This is a genomic window from Aeromonas sp. 96A (assembly GCF_051919165.1).
GTDB classification, from domain to species: domain Bacteria; phylum Pseudomonadota; class Gammaproteobacteria; order Enterobacterales; family Aeromonadaceae; genus Aeromonas; species Aeromonas veronii.
The window spans coordinates 2906287-2930000 of record NZ_JBQBFE010000001.1; the positions used below are offsets into that span (position 1 = coordinate 2906287).

Here is a 23714-nt window from a genome sequence, read left to right on the forward strand (position 1 = left end):
GGCACCCGGGCGGGTGCCAACCGGAGGAATAACTTAACCGCGGCCTTCGGCGATGGCAGCAACGGCAGCCAGCTCGGCGGCTTCCTGCTCTTGCTGTTCGTAGCGGTCCTGGGTGTCCATCACTTGATTGTTCACCAGACCCAGCTCGATCTCACGCAGGGCGATCACAGTCGGCTTGTCGTTCTCTTCGTCGACCAGGGGATCTTTGCCTTGTACCGCGATTTGACGAGCGCGGCGCGCGGCGACCAGCACCAGGTCAAAACGGTTACCTACCTGTTTTACAGCATCTTCTACAGTAACGCGTGCCATGCAGGACTCCAGTGTTTGGGCTTTCTGTATTTAGAAAAGCAGTGTTTAAAAATGACGCAAAAGTTTACTTGTTTTTGGCTTACTCTGCCAGTAGCTGTTGCAGCAAGTTTTTTTGAGCCTGTTGCTGGTGACGCATCTCCAGCCGTTGGCACTCAATAATGGACCTGAGCTGGAACAGCGCCTGCTCGAAGTCTTCATTGATAATGACATAGTCATACTCGTCGTAGTGCACCATTTCGGCAATGGCTTTCGCCATCCGGCCGGCAATCACCTCGGCGCTGTCCTGACCGCGCCCAATCAGGCGGCGTTCCAGCTCTTCGCGGCTAGGGGGCAGGATGAAAATGGATTTGGTCGGCATCTGCTCGCGGATCTGGCGGGCACCCTGCCAGTCGATGTCGAGGAATACGTCGATCCCCTTGGCCAGACAGACTTCGATGGCGGCGCGTGAGGTGCCGTAGTAGTTGCCGAACACTTCGGCCCACTCCAGAAAATCACCGCGTTCGATCAGTGCCTTGAACTCTTCCACCTGAACGAAGTGGTAGTGTACGCCGTGCTCTTCGCCAGGACGGGTGGCGCGAGTGGTGTGGGAAACCGACAGCTGCATCTTGCCCGCAGCGTTATGTTGGGTCAGCAAGGCATTGAGCAGGCTGGATTTACCAGCGCCGCTCGGAGAAGAGATGATATAGAGAGTGCCTTGTTGCGCCATATTATTACCTTTAATCGAAACCGCTGTTTTGGTTGTAGCAGAGACTGCCGTCTTGTGCCCGAAAGGGAGACAGCCAAACGCGAAACGCGGAAAATTCTTGAGTCAGGAGGATGTAAAGGCGGCGAATTTTACCAGAATGCGGCGAATAAAAAAACGGCCGGAATCATATTCCAGCCGATCAAAGTATTCGTAGCTTGCTGCGGGAGCGTAACCCACATCAGCCTGCATTGTGCCTTTGGCTGAGGGCAGAGGCTATCAGGTTATCCCTGCCTGATGGCTCGGAATTCCCGAGGTGCTCTGTCAGTACGGCAGCTGGCGATCGGCGCAGAGCCGATCGAACGCGGCGATCACCTGCTCGCTGGTGATTTTTCGCATGGCCTCCGGATCCTTGAGGCGGGTGCGCCAGCTCAATTCGGCCAGCGGCTTGCCGGTCTCCTGCTCGACCAGCTCCTGATAGACGCTGACCACGTAGTCGCGGCACAGATAGGGGCCGGTGCGGGCCGGATTGTGGTGGGCATAGAGACCGATCACCGGCGTGCCCACTATGGTGGCCATATGGGTGGGGCCGGTATCGGGGGCCAGCACCAGACTCGCCTCACCAATCAGTGCCAATAACTGCTTGAGGTTGGTCTGCCCCACCAGATCGACCGGCTTGCTCTGGCTGAGTTGCCGGATCTCGGCGGCCAGATCCCGCTCCAGCTTGGCCGGCCCGCCACAGAGATAAACCTGAAAGCCCTTGCTGGCGGCGTGATCCGCCAGCGCGGCATAGCCTGCGGCAGTCCAGTTCTTGAACGCCTTGCTGGCGGCGGCGCAGATAAGCAAGGTCGGTTTGCCGCCAATCTTATCCCTTGCCCACGCCTGATGTTGGGCGCTGATGGGCAGTTGCCAGTCCGGGGTCAGATCCTGGATGCCGAGCTCTTTGGCGAAAGCGAGGAAACCGTCCAGCACATGGGGGGAGGCAGGCGAAGGCACCTTGTGGTTGGTGAACAGCCACTGGCCGTCGTTGGCCCGCTCCCGATCAAACCCGAGTTTGACCTTGGCGCTGATGCCGAGGGTGGCGATGCTGGCCCGCATCGCCGCCTGCAGGTGGAGCAGGGCATCGAATTTGCGCCCCTTGAGGGTCTGCCAGAGATCGCGATAGCCGCGCCACCCCTTGCTCTTGTCGAAGGGGATCACCTCGACCCCGGGCAGATCGGCAAACAGGGTTGCCTCGATTTTGCCGGTGATCCAGGTGATGCGGGTCTGTGGCCACTCCCGCTGGATGACGCGCACCAGCGCCAGTGCGTGGCAGCAATCCCCGATGGCGGAGAGCCGCAGGATGCAGATGGAGGAAGGGGGCGTTTGAAATAGCGGCATGTTGTGGCGCACGGCTGGCAAAAAGGGTGGATGGCATTATGCAAACTCCCCTCTGGATTGTAAAATTGCGCACAATCGTCAGCCGGGATAGGCCAGGCCCTGCGCCATGACCTGTTTCTGCACGTCGTTGATTAAAGGCCACTATTGCGGGCATGCCAGAGCGGCAGCCTCATCGCCAATTGAAAAATTGCGATCCATGACCCACCGAGCGGGATCTCCACGATGCGAGTACAGACCGAACACAACCAGATCTGCTGGTATGCCGAAGGGGCCTTTCGCGACCCCTCTCCCCAGTTATTCGATCCTGCCTGGTGGCAGAACAACCGTCAGGTGGTGGGAACCTCCATCGGGCGGGGGGTGACCTGGTTCGTCAAGGATGAGTCCCGCCATCTGGTGCTGCGCCACTACTATCGCGGCGGCATGGTGGGCAAGGTTGTGCGGGATCGCTTCTGGTTCGAAGGGGTCGAGTCGAGCCGTGCCATGGCCGAATACACCCTGCTGGCCAAGCTGTGCGAGCTGGGGCTGCCGGTGCCGCGTCCGTTTGGTGCCCGCATGGTCAAACAGGGCCCATTCTATCGTGCCGATATCCTGATTGAGCGAATTCGCGGTGCCAAGGATATGGTGGCGCTGCTCAAGCAGGGGCCGGTGGCGACCGAGGTGTGGCACAAGATAGGCCAGACGGTGCGTCAGCTGCACGATGCCGGGGTCTATCACGCCGATCTCAACAGCCACAACCTGCTGCTCGATAAAGAGGGCAAGGTGTGGGTGATCGATTTTGACAAGGGTGCGATCCGCTCCCCCGGCGAATGGCAGAAGGCCAATCTGGAACGCTTGCTCCGTTCATTCAATAAAGAGTCTCAACTGCATACCAGTTTCCACTTCGTACCGGAGAACTGGCAGACCTTGATGAACGGGTATCAGGGAAAAGCGATCTGACCCTGTTGCTCGGCGTGAACGCCAATGTTACTTATTGAGCAGGTATTCAGATCCTGTTTCGAGGCGCCCCATGGAAATGCTCAAGACACCTTTGGTCGATGTGACTGCCCGGCTTGATCCGGGTCTGCTGTCTGATGCCATGGCGCTGCTGGAGGCGGGGATCTGGAGCTGGTCAGCCCAACATGGACTGCAGCGTGATCCCTCCTGCCTGCGCCTGTTGGGATTGGGAGAGCGCTGGCCGGATGATCTTGGCTGGCTGGATCGGGTTCATCCCGACGATGTCGCCCGGCTGGAAGATGCCCTGCTCGCCTGCCAGAGCGGCCGCAGCAGCGGTCTGCGCCTCGAATACCGCATTCTGCATCATCACGGTCACTACATCCGGCTGGAAGAGCGGATGCGTCGTGATGAGCGGGGTTATCTGCTGGGGGTGTCCGTCACCTCGATCCCGCTGCCGTGCTGGTGGAGGAGCGACATGGCACCGATCCGCTGACCGGTCTGGAGAGCCGTGGCTGTTTCGAGCAACTGCTTGAAGAGCGGCTGGCGACCGAGAGCGGCACTTTCAGTCTGCTGCAGTTTTCGGTCGATCACATGGCCAAAATCCAGCAGTTGTTTGGTGAAGCGGCTTGCGACGCCATGCTGGCCAAGCTGGCGCGTATCGTGCGTCACGAACTGCGGCGGGAAGATCCCTTCGCCCGCTGGGATGAGGACGGTTTTATCCTGATGCTCTCCCAGACCGAGCGGATGAGTGCGCTGGAGATCGCCGAGCGGCTGCGCCTCGAGATTGCCGATGCCAGCCTGCTGTCACAGCGGCCGGTCACCGTCAGTATCGGGCTGGTGCAGAGTCAGGCTGGCGAGCAGCTCGATCATCTGCTGGCCCGGCTGGCCAGTTGTCACAGTCAGGCCAGACGGGAGCACAACACCGTCATCGGCTGAGTGTGGTCAGGGTTGGTTGCGCTTGTCACGCTGGCAGACCCAGAGCGAGGCCAGCATCAGCAGGCCGCCGATGGTCAGTCGGGTCAGGTCGGTATCCTTGCCCCAGAGCAGCAGATTGACCAGCAAGCTGGCCGGAATGAGCGCATTGTTCATGATGGCCAGCACTCCGCTGGTGACCAGCGTCGCCCCCTTGTTCCAGAGGAAGTAGCCTAGGCCGGAGGCACCCACCCCCAGCCAGAGCAGAATGCCCCACTGCAACCCTGACGTTGGGTATTGCGGCTTGCCCAGCAGCCACCAGGCGGGCAATGCGATCACCAGCGCTCCCAGATAGAAGCAGCCGAACACCGCCAGTTGCGGCGGTTGCTCCGCCTCCCTTGCCAGCAGTACCTTGTAGCCCACTTGACCCAGGGCGAAACAGAGGTTGGCCCCCTGCACCACCATAAATCCCAGCACATAGCTTTCGGTCAGGCCGTCGAAGCGGATGACGGCAGCCCCGAGCACCGCCAGCAGGGCGCCCCACAGATAGGTGGGCTTGAAGCGCCCTTCCAGCAGGTCGTGGAGCAGGGTGACGTAGATGGGGGTGAAGATGGTAAAGACCAGCACTTCCGGCACCGTCAGCAGCAGAAAGGAGTGGTAGTAGAAGAGATACATGATGCCGAGCTGGATGGCGCCCAGCGCCATCAGCTTGGCCGCCAGATCGGGGCGCAGCCAGCGGCGGCGCAGGAAGGGGAGAAACACCAGACTGGCGAGGGCGATGCGGGTCAGCACCGAGAAGTAGGCATCGACCTGGCCAGCGAGGTAGACCCCGATCAGGCTGAAGGAGAATGACCAGAGCAGGGTGACCCCTATCAAGTAGTTCATGTGTTTGATTTATCATCAGTTGTCAATTTTAAGGGGGCTATGATGGCCGAGATGGAAGCGGCAATCCAGCGTTTATGGGCGCGATTGCCACAGGTCGGAGCATTTTCCTTTACCGCCAGCAATAGCGAGGGGTCGGCGACCGACTGGAATGGTCGGGGCGAGGGGCGTGTGCAGGTGACCGATCATCAGGGGGGCTGGCTGTTTAACGAGCAGGGCCGTTACATCACGCCTCATGGCAGGGAACTCGCCATGCACAACCGCTTCTGGTGGCAGCGCAGTGCGCGGGGGATCCGTCTCTCCCATCTGCGTTATCAAGCGCCGGTTGAACTGTTCGAGCTGCTGCCGCAGGGGGATGGCCGCTGGCTGACCGCCGAACCCCATCTGTGCGGGGCGGATCACTACAGCGCCGAGCTGACCGAGATCGACGGTGGTTTTCTGCTGAGCTGGCAGATCACCGGGCCGCGCAAGAACGAGCGACTCAGCTATCGCTATCTGATCTGACGCCGGCTGGCAGGCATAAAAAAACCGGCGCAGAGCGCCGGTAGCGGGGGACAAATCGGAGGTTTTTTAAAACAGTCCCAAAAACAGGAGAGATAGACTCTCGTCACACATTCAGAGATGGACTTCAGACATTCAGGGCATAACTCAGCATGGCTTGCAGCTTGCTATCGAAGAACCAGGGCAGCAGTACCATCAGCAGGCCCAGGATCCCGGCCAGCCGCTGGCGATACTGCCAGCCGGCAATCAGTACCAGACCACCGCACAGTGTGGTCAGGATGCCTGACATAGGGAGACCTCGCGCTGCATGCGACGCTGTTGCGCCCACTGGTTCATGGCGACCGAGCCGAGGATCAGGGCCAGGGCCACGCCGGTGGTGGGGTGGATCTGCTCGCCGAGGAACAGGGCACCCAGCATCACGCCGAACAGCGGCACCAGATAGTTGCTGAAGGAGGCGAACGTCGGGCCGGCCTTCTGGATCAGTGCCATGTAGAGGAAGTAGACCAGACCGGTACAGAGGGTACCCAGCACGGTAATCGCGCTCAGGGCCTGGGTGCTCGGCAGGGTCAGGCTGCCGAGATCAACCATGAAGGGGGCGACCAGCAGCAACTGGATTGCCGAGGAGATCAGGATATTGCGGGCGACCACGACCGGATGGTCCTTGGCGAAGCGCTTGATCATCAGCAGGCCGATGGCGAAGCAGCTGGCTCCCAGCAGGATGGCCATGGCACCAAGCAGACCGGCGTTCATGCCCTGGGAGAGTTTCGGCCAGAACAGGGTGAGTACACCGGCAAAGCCGATGATCACGGAAAGCAGACCGGTTTTGGTGATTCTTTCACCAGAAATAAACAGCGGTGCAGCCAGAATGGTCACAAACGGGATACAACCCATGACCACGGCGGCGATGGCGCTATCCACATACTGTTGGCCCCAGGCGACCATGATGAAGGGGATGGTGGCATCCAGCAGGGCGATCAGCATATAGGTGCGCCACGGGGTGTGCTCACTCTTGAGCCGCATGAACAGGCAGAGCAGACCCAGGGTCAGGCTGCCGCACAGGGCACGACCGGCAGCCACCAGAATGGGGGGCAACTCGGCAACGGCCTGGTGCATGAAAATGAATTGGGAACCCCACAGCAGGCCAATGGCCAGCAATAACAGATAGCTACGCATTTGAATCTCCGATGTATTAAGCCAGCGCATTCTAGGCAATCTGTTACTATGGTAAAAATGAATTGTTGGCATTTAACTATGGCTAATATCGATGGATAGCTCGCTCGCCCGTCTTGACCTCAACCTGCTCGCCGTATTCGACATGCTGATGCAGGAGCGCAATGTCACCCGTGCCGCCGAACGGCTACATCTCTCCCAATCCACCGTCAGTCACGCCTTGGGGCGGCTGCGAGTGGCGCTGGATGACCCGCTGTTCGTGATGAGTCGGCGCGAGATGATGCCGACCGAGCGAGCCAAGGCGCTGGCCGGTCCGGTGCGCCAGGCGCTGGCGATGCTGGAGCAGGGATTGCGGCAGGCCAAAGGGTTTGATCCCGCCAGCGCGCGGCGGATTTTCCGCATCGCTACCCCGGGTTCGGTAGAGCATGGGCTGGTGCCGGTGCTGGTGGAGCGGCTCCATCGGCAGGCCCCTCACTGTCGGCTTGAGGTGTGCGAGCTGGCCGACAGCAACTACGAGCGGGAGTTGGAAAAGGGTGAGCTGGATCTGGTGATCGGTTTCGCCGGGGCGAATCATCTCTCACCGCGCTTGTGGCGGGAGGAGTGGTTCAACAACCCGCTGGTCTGCCTATCGCCGCTCGGCAGCGAGTTGCCCGATGTACTGACGCCGGTTGAGCTGGTGAGCCGTCCCCACATCCACACCTCCAGCTGGGGTCACAGTCAGGCGATGGTGGAGCTCTGGCTGGCCCGTTTCGGGGTGGAGCGGGAGCTGGGCGTGCGGTTGCCGAGCTTTATGGCGGTGCCGCCGCTGATGGCGACCGGCCGCTATCTGGTGGTGGTGCCCGAGATGATCGGGCGCCACTTCTGCCGCTACTACCCGCTGCGGATGCACCAGCTCGACCCCGCCATCCCTATCGTCTACCTGATGGCGGGGCACCCGCTGACCGCCCATGACGAGGCGATCGGCTGGTTCAAGAGCCTGTTGCACCAGTTGGTGTTCGACCTCTACGGCGACGATGCACTCGGGACTCCCGCTCAGCGGATGTTGGCGAAGTAGTCGAGCCCCATGGCGCTTTTCACCTCCGCCAATACCTCATCGGTGATGATGCGAGCCTGCTCGGTGCCTTGATAGAGCAGCTCCAGCAGCATCTTCTTGTCGGCAATGGCCGCGGCCCGGCGCTCTCGCATCGGGGCGAGCAGGGTCTGCAGGCAGTCGTTGAGCACCTGCTTGCAGCGCATGTCCCCCAGTCCGCCTCGTCGGTAGTGGGCCTTCATCTCGGCGACCAGCGCCTTGTCGGGGTGGAAAGCATCGAGATAGGCGAACACCGTATTTCCCTCCACCTGACCCGGATCGCTCACCTTGAGGTGGTTGGGGTCGGTATACATGGCGAACACCGCCTGTTTGACCTCTTCCGCCGACATGCCGAGTTCGATGGTGTTGCCGAGGGATTTGGACATCTTGGCCTTGCCGTCGATGCCGGGCAGGCGGCCGGTGTCACTCAGGATCGGTTGGCACTCGGTCAGCACCTCTTGGCCTACCAGAGAGTTGAAGCGGCGGACGATCTCGTTGGTCTGCTCCAGCATCGGCAGCTGATCCTCCCCGACCGGCACATGGCTGGCGCGAAAGGCGGTGATGTCGGCGGCCTGACTCACCGGATAGACCAGAAAACCGGCCGGCAGCGTGCGTTCGAACCCTTTCTGCTGGATCTCCGCCTTGACGGTGGGGTTGCGCTCCAGCCGGGCGACGCTGACCAGATTGAGGTAGTAGCAGGTGAGCTCGGCGAGGGCGGGCAGGGCGCTCTGCAGGCAAAAGGTGGTCTTGGCCGGGTCGAGGCCGACCGCCAGATAGTCGGCCATCACCTCCAGCACATTGTCGGTCACCTTGGCCGGGTTGTGGCCGTTGTCGGTCAGCGCCTGCAGATCGGCGATCATCACGAATTGACGGTAGTGGTGCTGAGCTTCGACGCGCTGGCGCAGGGAGCCGACATAGTGGCCGATGTGCAGTTTGCCGGTGGGACGATCGCCAGTCAGGATAACGGGGTTGTGCATGTCACTCTCTCCAGTTGGGTGAGCCGGGAGGCGACAAAGGGATAAAAACAGTTGACCGCCTCTCGGCGGTCACGGTGTTTTCTTTGGGAAATCTTGAATAGAAACGCGGTGCCGCCTGTTTAGGAGCAGCACCACCAGTAGTTGTGATTGAATGCGGTCATATTCATAGCAAATCACACTACGCCGGTTTCATTACTTCTGCAAGGGGACGACCAGCAGATCGCAGGGCACCGTATTCATCAGCTGACGGGCGCTGGAGGTGAGCAGGCTCCAGAAGCTCTGGCGATGGCCGCACACCAGCAGGTCGATCTCGTACTCCTTGACCGCCTGATTGACCCGCTCGCTCAGATCGCCGCAGATCACCAGCTTCTTCTCGATGGGATAGTCCACCGAGGCCAGAAATGCCTCCAGCTTCTCTTTCGCTTCGGCGATCACCTGATCCTGCACGTTGTCGATGTCGATATCGATCATCTCGGTGTAGAGATCCTTGAGGTCCACATCGACATGGATAACCGACAGCTTGGCGCCGTTGGAGCGGGCTCTGTCCACCGCCTTGTCGATCACCTTGCGGTTATCTTCAGAGAGGTCGATCGCGGCCAGAATATGCTTGTAATAGGTTGTTCCACTCATGGGGGTTCTCCTTACCGATCCTTCAGCCCACTATACCAATCTCTGCTGAAACTAAAATGGTGCCTCAGGCACAGTTTTGGGATTTAAATGAGTTTAATGACGTGTGACACAGGGTCAGCCACTCAGTTATTAACCACTATTTGCCTATAAATTAAACAAGAGTTTGACGCCGGTCACACCCCTCGGCTTGCCGATCAGGGGGGAGAGGCATAGGATGGGCCCGTGCTTCGCAATGAACACAAAACAACAAAAAGCATCTGAATACCGCTTTGGGGAGCCACGTGCTCCCTTTTGTTTTTCTGCCTCAATTCCCGCGGCTTTTCTGACTGATAGCGATCCGGCATCAAGTTAATCTCTTTCGATTTGGTTATGCTGTAGCCAGTTTCTTTGGAGGCCTTCCCATGATCATTCATCCCCAGATTCAAGGTTGTGTTGCCCGCAACTGTCATCCCATCGGCTGTCGCGCCGCCGTGCAGCAGCAGATCGAACGTATCAAGGCCGCTGGCCCGTTCAACGGCCCCAAGCGGGTGCTGGTGCTGGGTGCCTCCTCCGGGTTTGGACTGGCGTCGCGCATTGCACTCGCCTTCGGTGCCGGTGCCGACACCATCGGTATCTCGTTTGAGCGTGGCCCTTCCGACAAAGGATTGGGCAGCGCCGGCTGGTACAACAACATCTGGTTTCGCAAGGAGGCGGAGCAGGAGGGGCGTATCGCCATCAACCTGATCGGTGATGCCTTCTCCGATGCCATGCGCCAGCAGGCCATCGATACCATCCGCCAGCAGCTTGGGCAGGTGGATCTGGTGATCTATTCGCTCGCGAGCGGCATCCGGGTGCTGCCCGATGGCACGCAAGTGCGCTCGGTGCTCAAGACCACCGGCCAGCCATTTAGCGGCTGGGGGCTGGATCTGGAGCGCGATACCCTGGTGCAGCAGTCGCTGGCACCTGCCACGCCGGAGGAGATCCGCGACACCGTCACCGTGATGGGGGGCGAGGATTGGCAGCTCTGGATGCAGGCGTTGCAGCAGGCCGGTTGTCTCGCCCCCGGTGCGCAAACCGTGGCCTACTCCTACATCGGCCCCGAATCCACCTATCCCCTCTATCGGGATGGCACCATCGGTTATGCCAAGGAGCATCTGCACGCCACCGCCGAGACCATCAACCTGCAACTGGCCGAGATTGGCGGCCACGCCTGGGTATCGGTCTGCAAGGCGCTGGTGACCAAGGCGAGCGCCTATATTCCGGTGCTGCCGGTTTATCTGGGCCTGCTGATGGGGGTGATGAAGGAGCGCGGTGTACACGAAGGTTGCATTGAGCAGATGCAGCGACTGTTTGCCGCCAAGATGTATGGGGCCAATGGGGCGGTGGCCGATGGCAACCGGCTGATCCGGATGGATGACTACGAGCTCGACCCGGCCATTCAGGCCGCCGTTTCGGCGCTCTGGCCCAAGGTGACGCCGGACAATTTCCATGCGCTGGGGGACTTTGCCGGGCTGCGGCAGGATTTCATGCAGCTCAATGGCTTCGAGCTGCCGGGCGTCGATTATGCAGCGCCGGTGGATGTTGCCTCCCTTGGCGAGCTGACCCCCTGAGCTGAAAGAAACGGGATCTCCCTCTCGTTGGCGGGTTGATTCGTGACGGGAGTGTGGCGACAATCGATACCAAATCACTGAGGAGAAACAAGATGCTGGCCCAAGCCATGATCGAGAAGTTGAACGAGCAGATTAACCTGGAGTTCTACTCCTCCAATCTCTATCTGCAGATGAGCGCCTGGTGCGAAGACAAGGGCTTTGAGGGGGCTGCCACCTTCCTGCGTCAGCACGCGGTCGAGGAGCGCCAGCACATGGAGCGTCTGTTCACCTATGTGAGCGAGACCGGCGCCATGCCCAAGCTGGGTGCCATTGATGCCCCTCCCCACGAGTTCAAGTCGCTGGGCGATGTGTTCCGTACCACTCTGGAGCACGAGTATCACATCACCAAGTGCATCAATGGTTTGGCCCACGTAGCCTTCACCACCCAGGACTACTCCACCTTCAATTTCCTGCAGTGGTATGTGGCCGAGCAGCATGAAGAGGAGAAGCTGTTCAAGAGCATCGTCGACCGTCTGGGTCTGGTGGGTGAAGATGGCAAAGGCCTCTACTTCATCGACAAGGAGCTGGCCGAACTGGCCAAAGGCGCCCCTGCCAGCATCATGGACAGCAACGCCTGATAGTCGTGGACACTTAGTGTTCAGCCAGTACAATAACGGCCCTTTTAAGGGCCGTTGTTTATTCTGGTGGGCAGTCACCGTTGTGATGTCAGCCAGAGGCAATCACGGTTCTGGCCAGGTGCCGTTTCTATTTTGATAAGTGAGTGATGATGAAGCAGGTCGATGTGGTGGTGATCGGGGCCGGTGCGGCCGGATTGATGTGTGCGGCTCAGGCGGGCTACCGTGGCCGCTCCGTGCTGGTGCTCGACAATGCCAAGAAGCCGGGCCGCAAGATCCTCATCAGTGGCGGTGGCCGCTGCAACTTCACCAACCATCAGGCGGGCGCTCACGCCTACCTGTCGGAGAATCCCCACTTCAGCAAGTCGGCGCTGGCCCGCTACACCCAGCAGGATTTCATCGATCTGGTGGATCGCCACGGGGTCAACTATCACGAGCGCACTTTGGGGCAGCTGTTCTGTCTCGAGAGTGCCAAGGATATCGTCGATGTGCTGCTCACCGAGTGCGACTGGGCCGGGGTGACCCTGCAGTTCCAGACCGAAATCCTCACCGTCAGCAAGCAGGACGAGGGCTTTCTGCTGACCACCAGCAAGGGGGAGATCGGCTGTCACTCGCTGGTGGTGGCGACCGGCGGTCTCTCCATGCCCAAGCTGGGGGCGACCCCTTATGGCTTCAAGCTGGCGGAGCAGTTCGGCCTCAAGGTGCTGCCGACCCGCGCCGGTCTGGTGCCCTTTACCCTCCATCAGGCGGAAAAAGAGGCGTTCGCCGATCTGGCGGGCATCAGCCTGCCGGTATCGGTGACCGCCGAGGATGGCACTCGCTTCAAGGAGGCGATGCTGTTCACTCATCGTGGCCTATCCGGTCCCGTCATCCTGCAGATCTCCTCCTACTGGCATGCGGGTGAGAAGATCCACATCAACCTGCTGCCGGAGCTGGATATTCCGGCTGCCCTGCGTGAATGGGCGCAGGCGCACCCGGCGCAGGAGCTGAAAACCGTGCTGGGGCGCGAGCTGCCAAAGCGCTTCGTCGACAAGCTGGTGGAGCTGGGTCAGCTGGTCAGCAAGCCGATGCGCCAATACAACGAGCGGGAGCTTGAAGCGGTGGCCAATCTGCTGGGTGACTGGCAGATCCTGCCCAACGGCACCGAGGGGTATCGCACCGCCGAAGTGACCCTGGGCGGCGTCGATACCAACGAGCTCTCCTCCAAGACCATGGAGGCACGCAAGGTGCCCGGCCTCTACTTCATCGGTGAAGTGGTGGATGTGACCGGCTGGCTCGGTGGCTACAACTTCCAGTGGGCCTGGTCTTCCGGCTGGGTGGCCGGTCAGTACTGTTGATGTCACAGGGGCTGGTTTATCCGGCCCCGATTTATTGGTCAGGGTTATGGTGATCGGTCGGGTTGCCGCAAGGGGGCGCAGATGCTTGAGAATCAAATGATGTTGTTGGCGGTGTTCGAACGGGCGGCGCTGATGCTGATGACCCTCTTCTTCCTGACCCGCACCCGGCCGTTCCAGCGGCTGTTCCAGAAGCGGGATCACACCCCGGCCGAGCTGGTGCTGGTGGCCTCCATCTTCTGTCTGTTTGCGGTGTTCAGCACCTACACCGGCATTCCGGTGGAGGGGGCGCTGATCAACGTGCGGATCATCGCCATCATCTCCGGCGGCATCCTGTTCGGCCCCTGGGTCGGCATTCCGGCCGGGGTCATCTCCGGCCTGCACCGCTATCTCATCGATATGGACGGTCATACCTCTATCCCGTGTCTCATCGCCAGCATCATCGCCGGCCTGCTCGCCACCTGGCTGCACCTGCGCTGCCGCAAGTCGCGGCTCTGGCTCTACGGCATTCTGGCGGGGATGCTGTGCGAAGGGCTGACCATGCTGCTGATCTGGCTGCTGACCGAGCCCCACGAAGTCGGGGTGGAGATCGTTAACCACATCGCCTATCCGATGATCGCCGGGGCGCTCTGTATCGGCCTAATCATCAAGCTGGTGCAGGATCTGGATGACGAGAAGGAGTTGATTGCTGCCAAGCAGGCCAAGCTGGCGCTGGATATCGCCAACAAGACGCTGCCCTTCTTCCAGAACATCGATCGCCACTCCCTCAGTCAGGTGTGCGATGTGATCCGGCGCGACATTAGCGCCGATGCGGTGGCCATCACCGATACCCATGACGTGCTGGCCTATGTCGGGGTGGGCAAGGACTATTACGAGCTGGACGAGCACCACGCCATCAGCGGTATGACCCAGCAGGCGGTGCTGCTCGACCAGATCATCATCAACAACGATCTGCGCCAGTATCACCTCTCCGATTTCCACTCGGTCATCATTATTCCGCTGCGGGAAAACGGCTCGGTGAGCGGCACCCTCAAGATCTACTACCGCCGCACCCACAGTATCACCAGCTCCCTGCGGGAGATGGCGGTGGGCCTCTCCCAGCTCATCTCCACCCAGATGGAGGTGTCGCGCATCGAGCAGCTCAAGGAGATGACCCGCAAGGCGGAGTTCACAGCATTGCAGAGCAAGATCAACCCGCACTTCCTGTTCAATGCCCTCAACGCCATCTCGTCGCTGATCCGCATCCGTCCCCAGCAGGCGCGCCAGCTCATCGCCAATCTGGCGGATTACCTGCGCTACAACCTCAACAAGGGGGATGAACTGATCGACATTCAGGAGGAGCTGCAGCAGGTGCGCGACTACGTGGCCATCGAGCAGGCCCGCTTCGGCGACAAGCTGGAGGTGGTGTTCGAGGTAGACGACGTGCACATTCAGGTGCCGAGCCTGCTGTTGCAGCCGTTGGTGGAAAACGCCATCCTGCACGGTATCCAGCCTCGCAGTGCGCCGGGTCGGGTCACCATCGAGGTGAAGCAGCTGGCGGGCGGCATCCGGGTCTCAGTACGAGACACCGGTTACGGCATCAGTCAGGCGGTGATCGACGGGGTGGCCGCCGGTCGGGTGGAGAGCCGCAGCATCGGCCTGATGAACGTGCATCAGCGGGTCAAGCTGCTCTATGGCGATGGCCTGCACCTCAAGCGGCTGGAGCCGGGTACCGAAGTGAGTTTCTATCTGCCGGATCAGGAGTCGATGCCATGCTGAGTGCCATCATGGTTGAGGATAAGTGTGTGCCGCGAGAGGTGTTGTCATGCTGAAAGCCATTATTGTCGAAGATGAGTATCTGGCCCGCGAGGAGCTGATCTATCTGGTGAATCAGCACAGCCAGATCGAGATAGTTGCGAGTTTCGAGGACGGGCTGGAGGCGTTCAAATACCTGCAGGATCACGAGGTGGACGTGGTGTTTCTGGATATCCAGATCCCCTCCATCGACGGCCTGCTGCTGGCCAAGAACCTGCACAAGTCGAGCCATCCGCCCCACATCGTCTTCGTCACCGCCTACAAGGAGTTTGCGGTGGAGGCGTTCGAGCTGGAGGCGTTCGACTACATCCTCAAACCCTACAACGAGCCGCGCATCATCAATCTGCTGCAAAAGCTCGAGCATGCGGGCAAGTCGCAGCCAGCCACCACGGGGGAGGCGAGCGGCGAGGGGAACAGCCCCCACAATCGCACCGTCAATCTGGTGAAGGGGGAGCGCATCATCGTCACCCCCTGCGAGCAGATCTACTACGCGGAAGCCGACGAGAAGCTTACCTATGTCTACACCCGTGATGACCGCTACGTGATGACCATGACCATCAGCGAGTTTGTCAGCCGGCTGCCTGCCGAGGGGTTCTTTCGCTGCCACCGCTCCTACTGCGTCAACATCAACAAGATCCGCGAAATAGTCCCCTGGTTTAACAGCACTTATCTCATCCGACTCCATGATCTGCCGTTCGAGGTGCCGGTCAGTCGCAGCAACATCAAGGCGTTCCGTCAGCTGATGCGGCTCTGATTGTCATTCATTCCCGCCGATCTGCATTTCATGCCTTAATCGATCGGCGCGAACTGCGTCTTGCCTATAGTGGCCTCAATTTCCTTAAGGCCATCGACCGAGACGCATCATGACCAAAGAGATGAATCGCACCCGGTACCTGACACTGATCGGTACCATCATCACCCAGTTTGCACTGGGTTCTGTCTATACCTGGAGCCTGTTCAACGCCCAGCTCTCCGACAAGCTGGACGAGCCGGTGAGTCAGGTGGCCTTCGCCTTCGGCCTGCTCAGCCTGTCGCTGGCGGTTGCCTCCTCCATGGCGGGCAAGCTGCAGGATCGGTTCGGGGTGCGCAACGTTACGTTGGGGGCTGGCGTGCTGCTCGGCATCGGTTTCTTCCTCACCGCCCACGCCAGCAATCTGGCGATGCTCTACCTCTGCGCGGGCATTCTGGTCGGTTTTGCCGACGGCACCGGCTACCTGATGACCCTCTCCAACTGCGTGAAGTGGTTCCCGGAGCGCAAGGGGCTGATCTCCGCCTGCTCCATCGGTGCCTATGGCCTCGGCAGTCTCGGTTTCAAATACATCAACCTGCTGCTGCTCTCCAGCTCCGGCCTTGAGACCACCTTCCAGCTGTGGGGGCTGATCGCCATGTCCATGGTGCTGGTGGGCGGCATGCTGATGAAGGATGCGCCCAAGCAGGCCGCCTCCGTGCAGCAGAGCGAGAGCCGTGACTTCACCCTGGCCGAGGCGATGCGCAAGCCGCAGTACTGGATGCTGGCGCTGATGTTCCTCACCGCCTGCATGAGCGGCCTCTACGTCATCGGCGTGGCCAAGGACATCGGCGAGAAGATGGTGGGTCTGCCAGCAGTGGTGGCTGCCAATGCCGTCGCCATCATCGCCATGGCAAACCTGGGTGGCCGGCTGGTGCTGGGTATCCTCTCCGACAAGATGTCCCGCATCCGGGTCATCACCATCGCCCAGTTGATTACCCTGGCGGGCATGGCACTGCTGCTCTTCGTGCCGCTCAACGCCAACCTGTTCTTTGTGGCGGTCGCCTGTGTGGCGTTCAGCTTCGGTGGCACCATCACCGTCTACCCCTCGCTGGTGAGCGACTTCTTCGGTCTCAACAACCTGACCAAGAACTACGGCGTCATCTATCTGGGCTTTGGTCTGGGCAGCATCATCGGCTCCATCGTGGCCTCTCTGTTTGGCGGCTTTATGGCGACCTTCCACCTGATCCTGGTGTTGCTGGTGGTGGCGCTGGTGCTCTCCCTCACCATCCGCCTGCCGGCACCGGTAGCGGTGGAGCGGGCCTGATAAGCCTCCCTGCCACAGCAAGCAAAAACAGAGACCCGGGCCATGCCCGGGTCTTTGCATTTCCGATGCTCGATCAGCGTGGCGCTAGCCCCAGCAGCTGGCGGGCCTGACGGCAGGTCTCCTCCACCGTTGACCAGTCGTCACCGGTCACCGTGATATGGCCCATCTTGCGGCCGGGGCGGGGTTCGCTCTTGCCGTAGAGGTGCAGATGCAGGCCGGGCAGCGCCAGCAGGGCGGCCCAGTCTGGCGTGCCGTTCTGCCAGAGATCCCCCAGCAGGTTGATTAACAGGGCGGGGCGCACGGCGATCTGCTCCGGCAGCGGCAGATCGCACAGGGCCCGCACCTGCAGCTCGAACTGGCTGCATGCGGCGTTGTCGAGGCTGGGGTGACCCGAGTTGTGGGGGCGGGGTGCCAGCTCGTTGACCAGTAATCGGCCTTCCACCAGAAAGAACTCTACCGTCAGCACCCCGACGTAATCGAGGGCGGCGATAATGTGTTCGGCGATCCCTTTGGCCCCGCTCTCCAGCGCCGGCACATTGGCCGGGGAGCGGGTCTGATCGAGGATGCCGCCGCTGTGCCAGTTCTGCACCAGTGGCAGGGCGCTGATGGCGCCGCTCGGGCTGCGGGCCAGGGTAAGGGCAAACTCCCCCTCCAGCGCCAGCCGTTGTTCCAGCACGCAGGGCACGCCACTGGCTGCCAGCGCCGTCGCCAGCTCATCCAGGTCGCTCACCTGCCACTGTCCCTTGCCGTCGTACCCTTCGCGGGCCGTCTTGAGGATGGCAGGGAAGAGTTCGCTGGCCTGTGCGGGGATGGGGTCCTCCGCCTGTAGCGCCAGATAGGGGGCGATCGGGATGTTGGCTCCGTGCAGAAAGACTTTCTCCTCGCGGCGATCCTGACAGATGCGCACCGCGCTGGCGCCCGGGCGTACCGGCTTTTGTTTTTCGAGCAGGGCGAGGGTGGCGGCGGGCACGTTCTCGAACTCGCAGCTGATGGCCTCGCAGCGGCTGGCCAGTTCGACCAGTGCACTAGTGTCGTCATAGGGGGCGACAATATGGTGATCGGCGGCGGCCCCGGCGATGCTGGCCGGATCGGGGTCCAGCACCACTACCTTGTAGCCGAGGCGGTGGGCGGCCATCACAAAGTAGCGGCCAAGCTGACCGCCGCCGAGCATGCCGAGGGTCGCGGGGGGCAGGATCATGTCGGCTCCTCCAGTTGCAGTGCCAGCACCCGATCTCGCTCGTGGGTGCGGAAGTCGTCGAGCTGCTGCCGGTAGCGGGGGGCGTCGTCGTCTTGTGCAACGGAGAGCAGGGAGACCGCGAACAGGGCGGCGTTGGCAGCCCCCGCCTCGCCGATGGCGAAGGTGGCGACCGGCACCCCCTTGGGCATCTGCACGATGGAGAACAGGGAGTCCATCCCCTTGAGATGGCGCGAGGGGATAGGCACCCCCAGCACCGGCAATGTGGTCTTGGCGGCGACCATACCCGGCAGGTGAGCGGCGCCACCGGCTCCGGCGATGATGGCGCGCAGGCCGCGCTCGCGGGCAGTGGCGGCATACTCGAACAGCAGATCCGGGGTGCGATGGGCCGAGACTACTTGTGCCTCGTAGGGCACGCCGTGCTCCTTGAGGATGCGGGCGGCAGCCTGCAGCACGGGCCAGTCGGAGTCGGAGCCCATTACCAGGCCGATCAGGGGAGGGGTGTTCATTTTCTCTGAATCCTTACTGTTAAACGTTTGCTTTTGGTAAACAAAAAGAGCCGGCAAGCCGGCTCAGAATTTCTCGGGTCGCACGATTTCGACCGGTTGCAGAAAGGCGATCATGGCGTAATCGGGGTAGTAACGACTCTGCAGGTGAGCCAGCAGCCGCTCCGCCTGCTCCCGGCTGCAGATCGCCTCCAGCCGGATGTTGCCGCTCTCGCTCCAGCTGGCGTTGCGCTCGCCATGATCCCCCCGGCCGCGGGCATCTGTGATGGTGTAGCCGCGCAGCCCCTCGCGGGTGAGGGTGCGCAGCAGGGTAGGCTCCAGATTGGCTTCCGTGATGATGGTCAGCAGGGTGCGGGTCTCGGTCTGCATGTGGCTACTCCGTGAAGTGGCGGGCCCAGCTGTGGTAGAGCGGGATCCCCAGCATGATGTTGAACGGGAAGGTGACCCCCAGCACAGCGCTGAGAGAGAGCCCCGGGTTGGCCTGAGGCACGGCGATGCGCATGGTGGCCGGCACGGCAATATAGGAGGCGCTGGCCGCCAGGGTAGCCAGCAGGGTCAGGCCACCGAGGGAGAGCCCCATCAGCTGGCCAGCAGCCAATCCCAGTCCCGCCGAGGCGAGCGGCATCAACAGGGCGAAGCCGAGCAGGAACAGGCCGTGGCGGCGCAGATCCTGACACTGGCGGGCGACGATCAGGCCCATCTCCAGCAGGAACAGCGCCAGCGCCCCCTTGAACAGGTCGACAAACAGCGGTTTGAGCGGGGCAATTCCGTCCGGCCCGGCCAGATAGCCGATGGCCATGCCGCCCAGCAGCAGGGTCACCCCTTTGCCGAGGAAGGTCTCGTGGGCCAGCATGCGCCAGCGGGTCTCGCGGCTGATGCCGCGGGCCAGCACTATGCCCACCAGAATGGCGGGGATCTCCATCACCGCGAGGAAGATCGAAAGCTGGGATTCAAAGCTGATGCCCCGTTCGGTGAGCCAGTTCACTCCGACCGCGAAGGTAGCGACGCTGACCGAGCCGTAGTGGGCGGCGGTGGCGGCGGCATCGACCCGGTTCATCTTGAGGCGCAGCACGGCAAAGCCGAGCAGGGTCTGCACCACGCCGAGCAGGATCACCAGCGCCAGTTGTGGCAGCAGAGGCTGCAGGGATTGCTGGGCCAGACCGACGCCGCCCTTGAGGCCGATGGCCAGCAGCAGAAAGAGAGAGAGGGTGTCGTAGAGGGCAGGCGGCAGTTTGAGCTCGGAGCGCACCAGACCGGCCAGCAGACCAAACAGAAAGAAGAGTACAACAACGTCCAGCATGATGGTTCGCAGGGCAGTTCAGATAATGGTTGCATGCTAGAGCCCGCAATGTTTCGATAAAATCAGATTCTCGCTGATGGTTGCTCGGTAAAAACTGATAGGGGACGGCATGCTCAACTACAAACAGCTCTACTACTTCTGGCATGTGGCACGCAGCGGCAGCGTGACACAGGCCGCCGAACAGCTGCATCTCACGCCGCAGACCATCAGCGGTCAGGTCGCCGAGCTGGAGCAGTCCCTCGGGGTGGCACTGTTCAACCGGGTGGGGCGACGTCTGGTGCTGACTGCTGCGGGACGGCAGGCGCAGGAGCAGGCGGGGGCCATTTTCTCGCTCGGCGCCGAGCTGGAGCACACCCTGCGCCACGCCAGTCAGGAGCTGACCATGCAGGTGGGGATCGCCGATTCGGTTCCCCGTACCTTGGCGTTCGAGCTGCTGGCTCCCGCCATGGCGCTGGCGACCCCGCTGCGACTGGTGTGCCACGAGGAGCGGGCCGAGCAGCTGTTCAGCGAGCTGGCCCGTCACAAGCTCGACATGGTGCTGATCGATCGCCCGCTTCCTCCCGACAGTGGTGTGCGCGGCTACAACCACGAGCTGGGGCGTAGCCCGCTGGCGCTGTTTGCCAGCCCCGAGCTGGCGACGCGGGCGCGGGACGGCTTTCCCGCCTCGCTGGAGGGGTTGCCGCTGCTGATCCCCGGAGAGAAGTCTGCCACCCACGATCGGCTGCTGGGGTGGTATCGCCAGCAGGGCATTCATCCCCATCTGGTGGGGCAGTTTGATGACTCCACTCTGATGAAGTCGTTCGGCAAGGCGGGGATGGGGATCTTCCCGGCGCCGCTGGCGATGGCTGACGAGATTGGTCGCCTCTACGGAGTGGAGCGGATTGCGACCCTCACCGACGTTACCCTCTCTTATTATCTGGTCTCGGCAGGGCGCCATCTCTCCCATCCCGGGGTACAGGCGGTGATGGAGGGGGCCCAACAGCGGCTGGCGGCGTTGGCTGGCAAGAAATAGAAATCTGGATGGCTATACATCCAGCTTGGCTCTGCCTATAATCCTCCCGCTTTGGCGCATCATGCTTAATAGGGAATCCGGTGAAAATCCGGAGCTGGCGCGCAGCGGTAAGGGGGAACGAAGCGACATCAGGGCACTGCCGTCAGGCGGGAAGCCGTCGCCGTAGGCTATCAGCCCCCGAGCCCGAAGACCTGCCAGAGTTCGTATTTCGGGCCGAGAGAAACCGGCCACGAAGTAGATACTTACGCGAACTTAAGGATCTCTCATGTCGAAGAAATTTCTGGCGGCTGCCCTGTTGCCGACGGCGGCGTTTGCCCAAACTACCATCCCCATCAATCCAACTCTGGTAATTACGGCCAACCGCGTGGAACAACCGGTCAGCTCGGTGCTGGCGCCCGTTGTGGTGATCGATCGTGCCGAGATCGAATCTCGTCAGGTGCAGAGTTTGCCTGATTTGCTGAAAACCCTGCCCGGCGTGCAGATGGCGACTCTGGGAGGCCGGGGGCACATCAGCAGCCTGTTTGTCCGTGGAACCAACTCCAACCACTCTCTGGTCTTGATGAATGGTCGCCCGATTGCCGCCATGGTGGCGGGCACGCCCGATCTCAGCCAAATCCCGCTCGGCAATATCGAGCGCATCGAGTATATCCGTGGCCCACGAGCGGCAGTGTATGGTTCCGATGCCATTGGCGGTGTTATCAACCTCATCACCAAAACATCCGCCAAGAATGGCAGCGAGACACATCTGAAAGGTGGTGCTGGCAGCAATGGCTATGGTCAGGGCGAGCTAAGAACAGTTCAGTCATTTGGCCAAAAAACCGATATGAACATGCTGATTGGCTACGAGCGTACTGACGGTTTTGATGTCGTAGCCAATACCAAACAGCCGGATCGTGATGGTTTTGCCAGCCGTAATGGCCAAATGGGTTTGAACCACGCGTTTAATGATGCCTGGAGTGCGGACTTCAATGCTCAGGGCTATGACAATCTCACCGACACCGATGGCAGCACGGATCAGAGTCGGGTACAGGCTTTCCAATATGATGGTGGTGTCAAGTTCCAGGGTCAGGATCTGATCAGTCGACTTGAAGCCAGTTACGGTGAGAACAAGCTGAAGACTTGGCAGGAGGCTAAAGGAGAGGCTAGCGGTGAGCCTATTCATACAGGTTTAACCCGCTTCTCCTGGATTAACAGTTGGAGCGGCATCGAAGGGATTAATCTAACTGGTGGCGCAGATTGGCAGCGCGAGGAGATGAAGTCAGATTCTCGCAGCTATGGCAAAACCTTCAGCGCACCTAATCGCGACAATACCGGTCTGTTTGCTGTGGGAAGCTACCGTTGGCAGGTGCTGCTGTGGGAGCTGTCAGGTCGTACCGATGACAACCAGCAATATGGTCGTCACAACACATGGTCTGCCGCCAGCGGGTTGGATATCGATGAGAACCATAATGTCCGGCTGAGCTACGGTACTGGCTTCAAAGCGCCCACCTTTATGGATCTTTACTACCCGGGTTATGAGAATCCGGCATTGAAACCAGAAGAAAGCAAGAATTTGGAGCTGGATTTCTCCGGTCGTTATACCGGTTGGGACTGGTCAGCAAACTTCTATCGTAACCAAATCCAAAACCTGATTCAGTGCCAAAAAGGTTATATCACCTGCACCAAGGGTAATACTGATGCCGACATTGAAGGCATCGAGTTGGCCCTTGGTTTGGATACCTGGCTTGTGCATCATGATTTCAACTATGACTACACACGTGCCAAGGACAAAAATGAGAATGATCAGCAACTCTTGCGTCGAGCGAAACACAAAGGTGCTTGGCTGACCAGTTTCACGACAGGTCAAATGACCTGGAGTACAGAGGTGCTATATGTTGGTGAAAGACTCGATGTAGGCAATGTTGAATTGAGCCCGTATACCCTTGTGAACTTGGGTGCTACCTATGCAGCTACCAATCAGCTGACATTGGGCGGTCGTATCGATAATTTGTTTGATCGCAATTACGAAGTCGCTAAAGGCTATGCATCACCGGGGACAGAGTTCAAAGTAACTGCCGACTACCGCTTCTGATGCTTTATTCGGTTCATCCTTGAAAAACCGAGGCCCTGCCATTGGCAGGGCCTTTTCTATTGGCGGCAGGCGGGAGTATGATCGCCGCCTTGCACCAAAGGGGAGCTCAAGTGGCCAATATTCTCGTGTTTGATTCCGGTATGGGTGGCCTGACCATCTACCGCGAAATCCGCCGCGTTCTGCCGGCACACAACTATTTCTACTGCTTCGACAACGCCAACTTCCCCTATGGTGAATTGAGCGAGCCCGCCCTGATTGCTGCCTGCACCCGCTTGGTGACCACCATGGTAGCCCGTCATCATATCGATCTGGTGGTGATTGCCTGCAACACGGCCAGCACCATAGCGCTGCCGGCCTTGCGTGAGGCACTGGATATTCCCGTGGTGGGGGTGGTGCCAGCCATCAAGCCCGCCGCTGCACAGACTCGCAACGGTTGTATCGGTCTGCTGGCCACTCCAGGCACCGTTAGCCGCGACTATACCCACGAACTGATCACCCAGTTTGCTCCCGGCAAGCGGGTGCTGCTCAAGGGCACCACCGAGCTGGTTATAGAAGCCGAACACAAGCTGGCGGGCCTGCCGGTCAATATGGCGCTACTGCGCGAGGTATTGGCCGATTGGCTGGAAGGGGAAGAGAAGCCGGATACGCTGGTGCTTGGTTGCACTCACTTCCCGCTACTCAATGAAGAGATTGGGCAACTGATGCCGCAATGTCAGCTTATTGACTCGGGCAGTGCCGTTGCCAAACGGGTGGCCTGGTTGCTGAACAATGGCGGGCATGCCATCGTGCAGCCTGTACAT

Annotated in this window: 24 protein-coding genes, 1 pseudogene and 1 riboswitch (1 of these 26 running past the window's edge); of the genes and pseudogenes, 13 read left to right on the forward strand and 12 right to left on the reverse strand. The window is 60.5% G+C overall.

What is annotated here, in order from left to right:
* Positions 1-33: 33 nt before the first annotated feature.
* The 3 genes from rpoZ to ACTG2W_RS13360 form a co-directional block, all read right to left on the reverse strand.
* Positions 34-309: a DNA-directed RNA polymerase subunit omega gene (rpoZ, locus tag ACTG2W_RS13350; protein WP_005307060.1), complete on the reverse strand. Its 276-nt coding sequence runs from the start codon at positions 307-309 to the stop codon at positions 34-36.
* A gap of 79 nt (positions 310-388) precedes the next feature.
* Positions 389-1015, reverse strand: coding sequence for a guanylate kinase (gene gmk / locus ACTG2W_RS13355; protein WP_106844429.1), 627 nt, complete (start codon positions 1013-1015; stop codon positions 389-391).
* 300 nt (positions 1016-1315) lie between these two features.
* A complete protein-coding gene (locus tag ACTG2W_RS13360; RefSeq protein WP_106844478.1) occupies positions 1316-2371 on the reverse strand; it encodes a glycosyltransferase family 9 protein in 1056 nt (351 codons plus the stop codon).
* Between the two features lie 222 nt (positions 2372-2593).
* Between ACTG2W_RS13360 and ACTG2W_RS13365 the strand changes: the two genes are divergently transcribed.
* On the forward strand, positions 2594-3307 hold the full coding sequence (locus tag ACTG2W_RS13365) for a 3-deoxy-D-manno-octulosonic acid kinase (protein ID WP_005357122.1): 714 nt from the start codon (positions 2594-2596) through the stop codon (positions 3305-3307).
* A gap of 70 nt (positions 3308-3377) precedes the next feature.
* A pseudogene (locus tag ACTG2W_RS13370) lies at positions 3378-4240 on the forward strand (GGDEF domain-containing protein).
* Between the two features lie 6 nt (positions 4241-4246).
* Here ACTG2W_RS13370 and ACTG2W_RS13375 read toward each other — a convergent pair.
* Positions 4247-5101, reverse strand: a complete 855-nt coding sequence (locus ACTG2W_RS13375) for a carboxylate/amino acid/amine transporter (RefSeq protein WP_440016265.1) — start codon at positions 5099-5101, stop codon at positions 4247-4249.
* A 39-nt stretch (positions 5102-5140) separates the two neighbouring features.
* Here ACTG2W_RS13375 and ACTG2W_RS13380 point away from each other — a divergent pair, with 39 nt between their 5' ends.
* Positions 5141-5602: a DUF6314 family protein gene (locus tag ACTG2W_RS13380; RefSeq protein ID WP_106844427.1), complete on the forward strand. Its 462-nt coding sequence runs from the start codon at positions 5141-5143 to the stop codon at positions 5600-5602.
* A gap of 124 nt (positions 5603-5726) precedes the next feature.
* Here ACTG2W_RS13380 and ACTG2W_RS13385 read toward each other — a convergent pair whose 3' ends face one another.
* Together ACTG2W_RS13385 and ACTG2W_RS13390 are read right to left on the reverse strand one after the other, a co-directional pair.
* Positions 5727-5888, reverse strand: a complete 162-nt coding sequence (locus tag ACTG2W_RS13385) for a hypothetical protein (RefSeq protein WP_106844426.1) — start codon at positions 5886-5888, stop codon at positions 5727-5729.
* The gene (locus ACTG2W_RS13390) at positions 5873-6772 is read right to left on the reverse strand and encodes a DMT family transporter (RefSeq protein ID WP_005357113.1); all 900 of its coding nucleotides are present in this window, start codon (positions 6770-6772) and stop codon (positions 5873-5875) included. Before ACTG2W_RS13390 ends, ACTG2W_RS13385 begins: the two co-directional genes overlap by 16 nt.
* Before the next feature lie 91 nt (positions 6773-6863).
* Between ACTG2W_RS13390 and ACTG2W_RS13395 the strand changes: the two genes are divergently transcribed.
* Positions 6864-7823, forward strand: a complete 960-nt coding sequence (locus ACTG2W_RS13395; protein WP_106844425.1) for a LysR family transcriptional regulator — start codon at positions 6864-6866, stop codon at positions 7821-7823.
* Here ACTG2W_RS13395 and trpS read toward each other — a convergent pair.
* On the reverse strand, positions 7802-8815 hold the full coding sequence (trpS, locus tag ACTG2W_RS13400; protein ID WP_106844424.1) for a tryptophan--tRNA ligase: 1014 nt from the start codon (positions 8813-8815) through the stop codon (positions 7802-7804). The two genes, ACTG2W_RS13395 and trpS, sit on opposite strands and share 22 nt — an antisense overlap.
* A 192-nt stretch (positions 8816-9007) precedes the next feature.
* A complete protein-coding gene (locus ACTG2W_RS13405) occupies positions 9008-9445 on the reverse strand; it encodes a universal stress protein (RefSeq protein WP_005339229.1) in 438 nt (145 codons plus the stop codon).
* 401 nt (positions 9446-9846) lie between these two features.
* On the opposite strand from ACTG2W_RS13405, the gene fabV reads away from it, so the two are divergent.
* From fabV to ACTG2W_RS13435, 6 genes are all read left to right on the forward strand, one after another.
* Positions 9847-11034 carry an enoyl-ACP reductase FabV gene (gene fabV / locus ACTG2W_RS13410; protein WP_106844423.1) on the forward strand — a complete coding sequence of 396 codons (1188 nt, stop codon included), beginning with the start codon at positions 9847-9849 and terminating at the stop codon, positions 11032-11034.
* A 92-nt stretch (positions 11035-11126) separates the two neighbouring features.
* On the forward strand, positions 11127-11651 hold the full coding sequence (gene ftnA / locus ACTG2W_RS13415) for a non-heme ferritin (RefSeq protein WP_005339225.1): 525 nt from the start codon (positions 11127-11129) through the stop codon (positions 11649-11651).
* A 149-nt stretch (positions 11652-11800) separates the two neighbouring features.
* Positions 11801-12985, forward strand: coding sequence for an NAD(P)/FAD-dependent oxidoreductase (locus ACTG2W_RS13420; RefSeq protein ID WP_219899355.1), 1185 nt, complete (start codon positions 11801-11803; stop codon positions 12983-12985).
* Between the two features lie 81 nt (positions 12986-13066).
* Complete coding sequence (locus ACTG2W_RS13425; protein ID WP_160880862.1) at positions 13067-14740, forward strand: sensor histidine kinase; 1674 nt, start codon at positions 13067-13069, stop codon at positions 14738-14740.
* 46 nt (positions 14741-14786) lie between these two features.
* Complete coding sequence (locus ACTG2W_RS13430) at positions 14787-15530, forward strand: LytR/AlgR family response regulator transcription factor (RefSeq protein WP_047439826.1); 744 nt, start codon at positions 14787-14789, stop codon at positions 15528-15530.
* Between the two features lie 109 nt (positions 15531-15639).
* Positions 15640-16830: an L-lactate MFS transporter gene (locus ACTG2W_RS13435; protein WP_181281694.1), complete on the forward strand. Its 1191-nt coding sequence runs from the start codon at positions 15640-15642 to the stop codon at positions 16828-16830.
* Positions 16831-16903: 73 nt separating this feature from the next.
* Here the strand turns inward: ACTG2W_RS13435 and ACTG2W_RS13440 are convergent, their stop codons facing one another.
* The 4 genes from ACTG2W_RS13440 to ACTG2W_RS13455 form a co-directional block, all read right to left on the reverse strand.
* On the reverse strand, positions 16904-18028 hold the full coding sequence (locus ACTG2W_RS13440) for a 5-(carboxyamino)imidazole ribonucleotide synthase (protein WP_106844421.1): 1125 nt from the start codon (positions 18026-18028) through the stop codon (positions 16904-16906).
* Positions 18025-18534 carry a 5-(carboxyamino)imidazole ribonucleotide mutase gene (gene purE, locus ACTG2W_RS13445; RefSeq protein WP_106844420.1) on the reverse strand — a complete coding sequence of 170 codons (510 nt, stop codon included), beginning with the start codon at positions 18532-18534 and terminating at the stop codon, positions 18025-18027. The genes ACTG2W_RS13440 and purE overlap by 4 nt, the downstream gene beginning before the upstream one ends.
* Positions 18535-18597: 63 nt before the next feature.
* A complete protein-coding gene (locus ACTG2W_RS13450; protein WP_033138869.1) occupies positions 18598-18900 on the reverse strand; it encodes a P-II family nitrogen regulator in 303 nt (100 codons plus the stop codon).
* A 4-nt stretch (positions 18901-18904) separates the two neighbouring features.
* Positions 18905-19831: a sodium-dependent bicarbonate transport family permease gene (locus ACTG2W_RS13455; RefSeq protein WP_005342109.1), complete on the reverse strand. Its 927-nt coding sequence runs from the start codon at positions 19829-19831 to the stop codon at positions 18905-18907.
* Positions 19832-19940: 109 nt separating this feature from the next.
* Between ACTG2W_RS13455 and ACTG2W_RS13460 the strand changes: the two genes are divergently transcribed.
* The 3 genes from ACTG2W_RS13460 to murI all read left to right on the forward strand — a co-directional run.
* Positions 19941-20843 (forward strand): LysR family transcriptional regulator, encoded by a 903-nt coding sequence (locus ACTG2W_RS13460; protein WP_440016268.1) that lies wholly within the window; start codon positions 19941-19943, stop codon positions 20841-20843.
* A 35-nt stretch (positions 20844-20878) separates the two neighbouring features.
* A riboswitch (cobalamin riboswitch) is annotated at positions 20879-21056 on the forward strand.
* 52 nt (positions 21057-21108) lie between these two features.
* Positions 21109-22914: a TonB-dependent receptor domain-containing protein gene (locus ACTG2W_RS13465; RefSeq protein ID WP_440016269.1), complete on the forward strand. Its 1806-nt coding sequence runs from the start codon at positions 21109-21111 to the stop codon at positions 22912-22914.
* Positions 22915-23024: 110 nt separating this feature from the next.
* Positions 23025-23714, forward strand: the 5' portion of a protein-coding gene (gene murI / locus ACTG2W_RS13470) for a glutamate racemase (protein ID WP_440016270.1). The gene runs 114 nt beyond the window's last position; 690 of the gene's 804 nt are visible here — the first part of the coding sequence; its start codon is at positions 23025-23027; its stop codon lies off the right edge, out of view.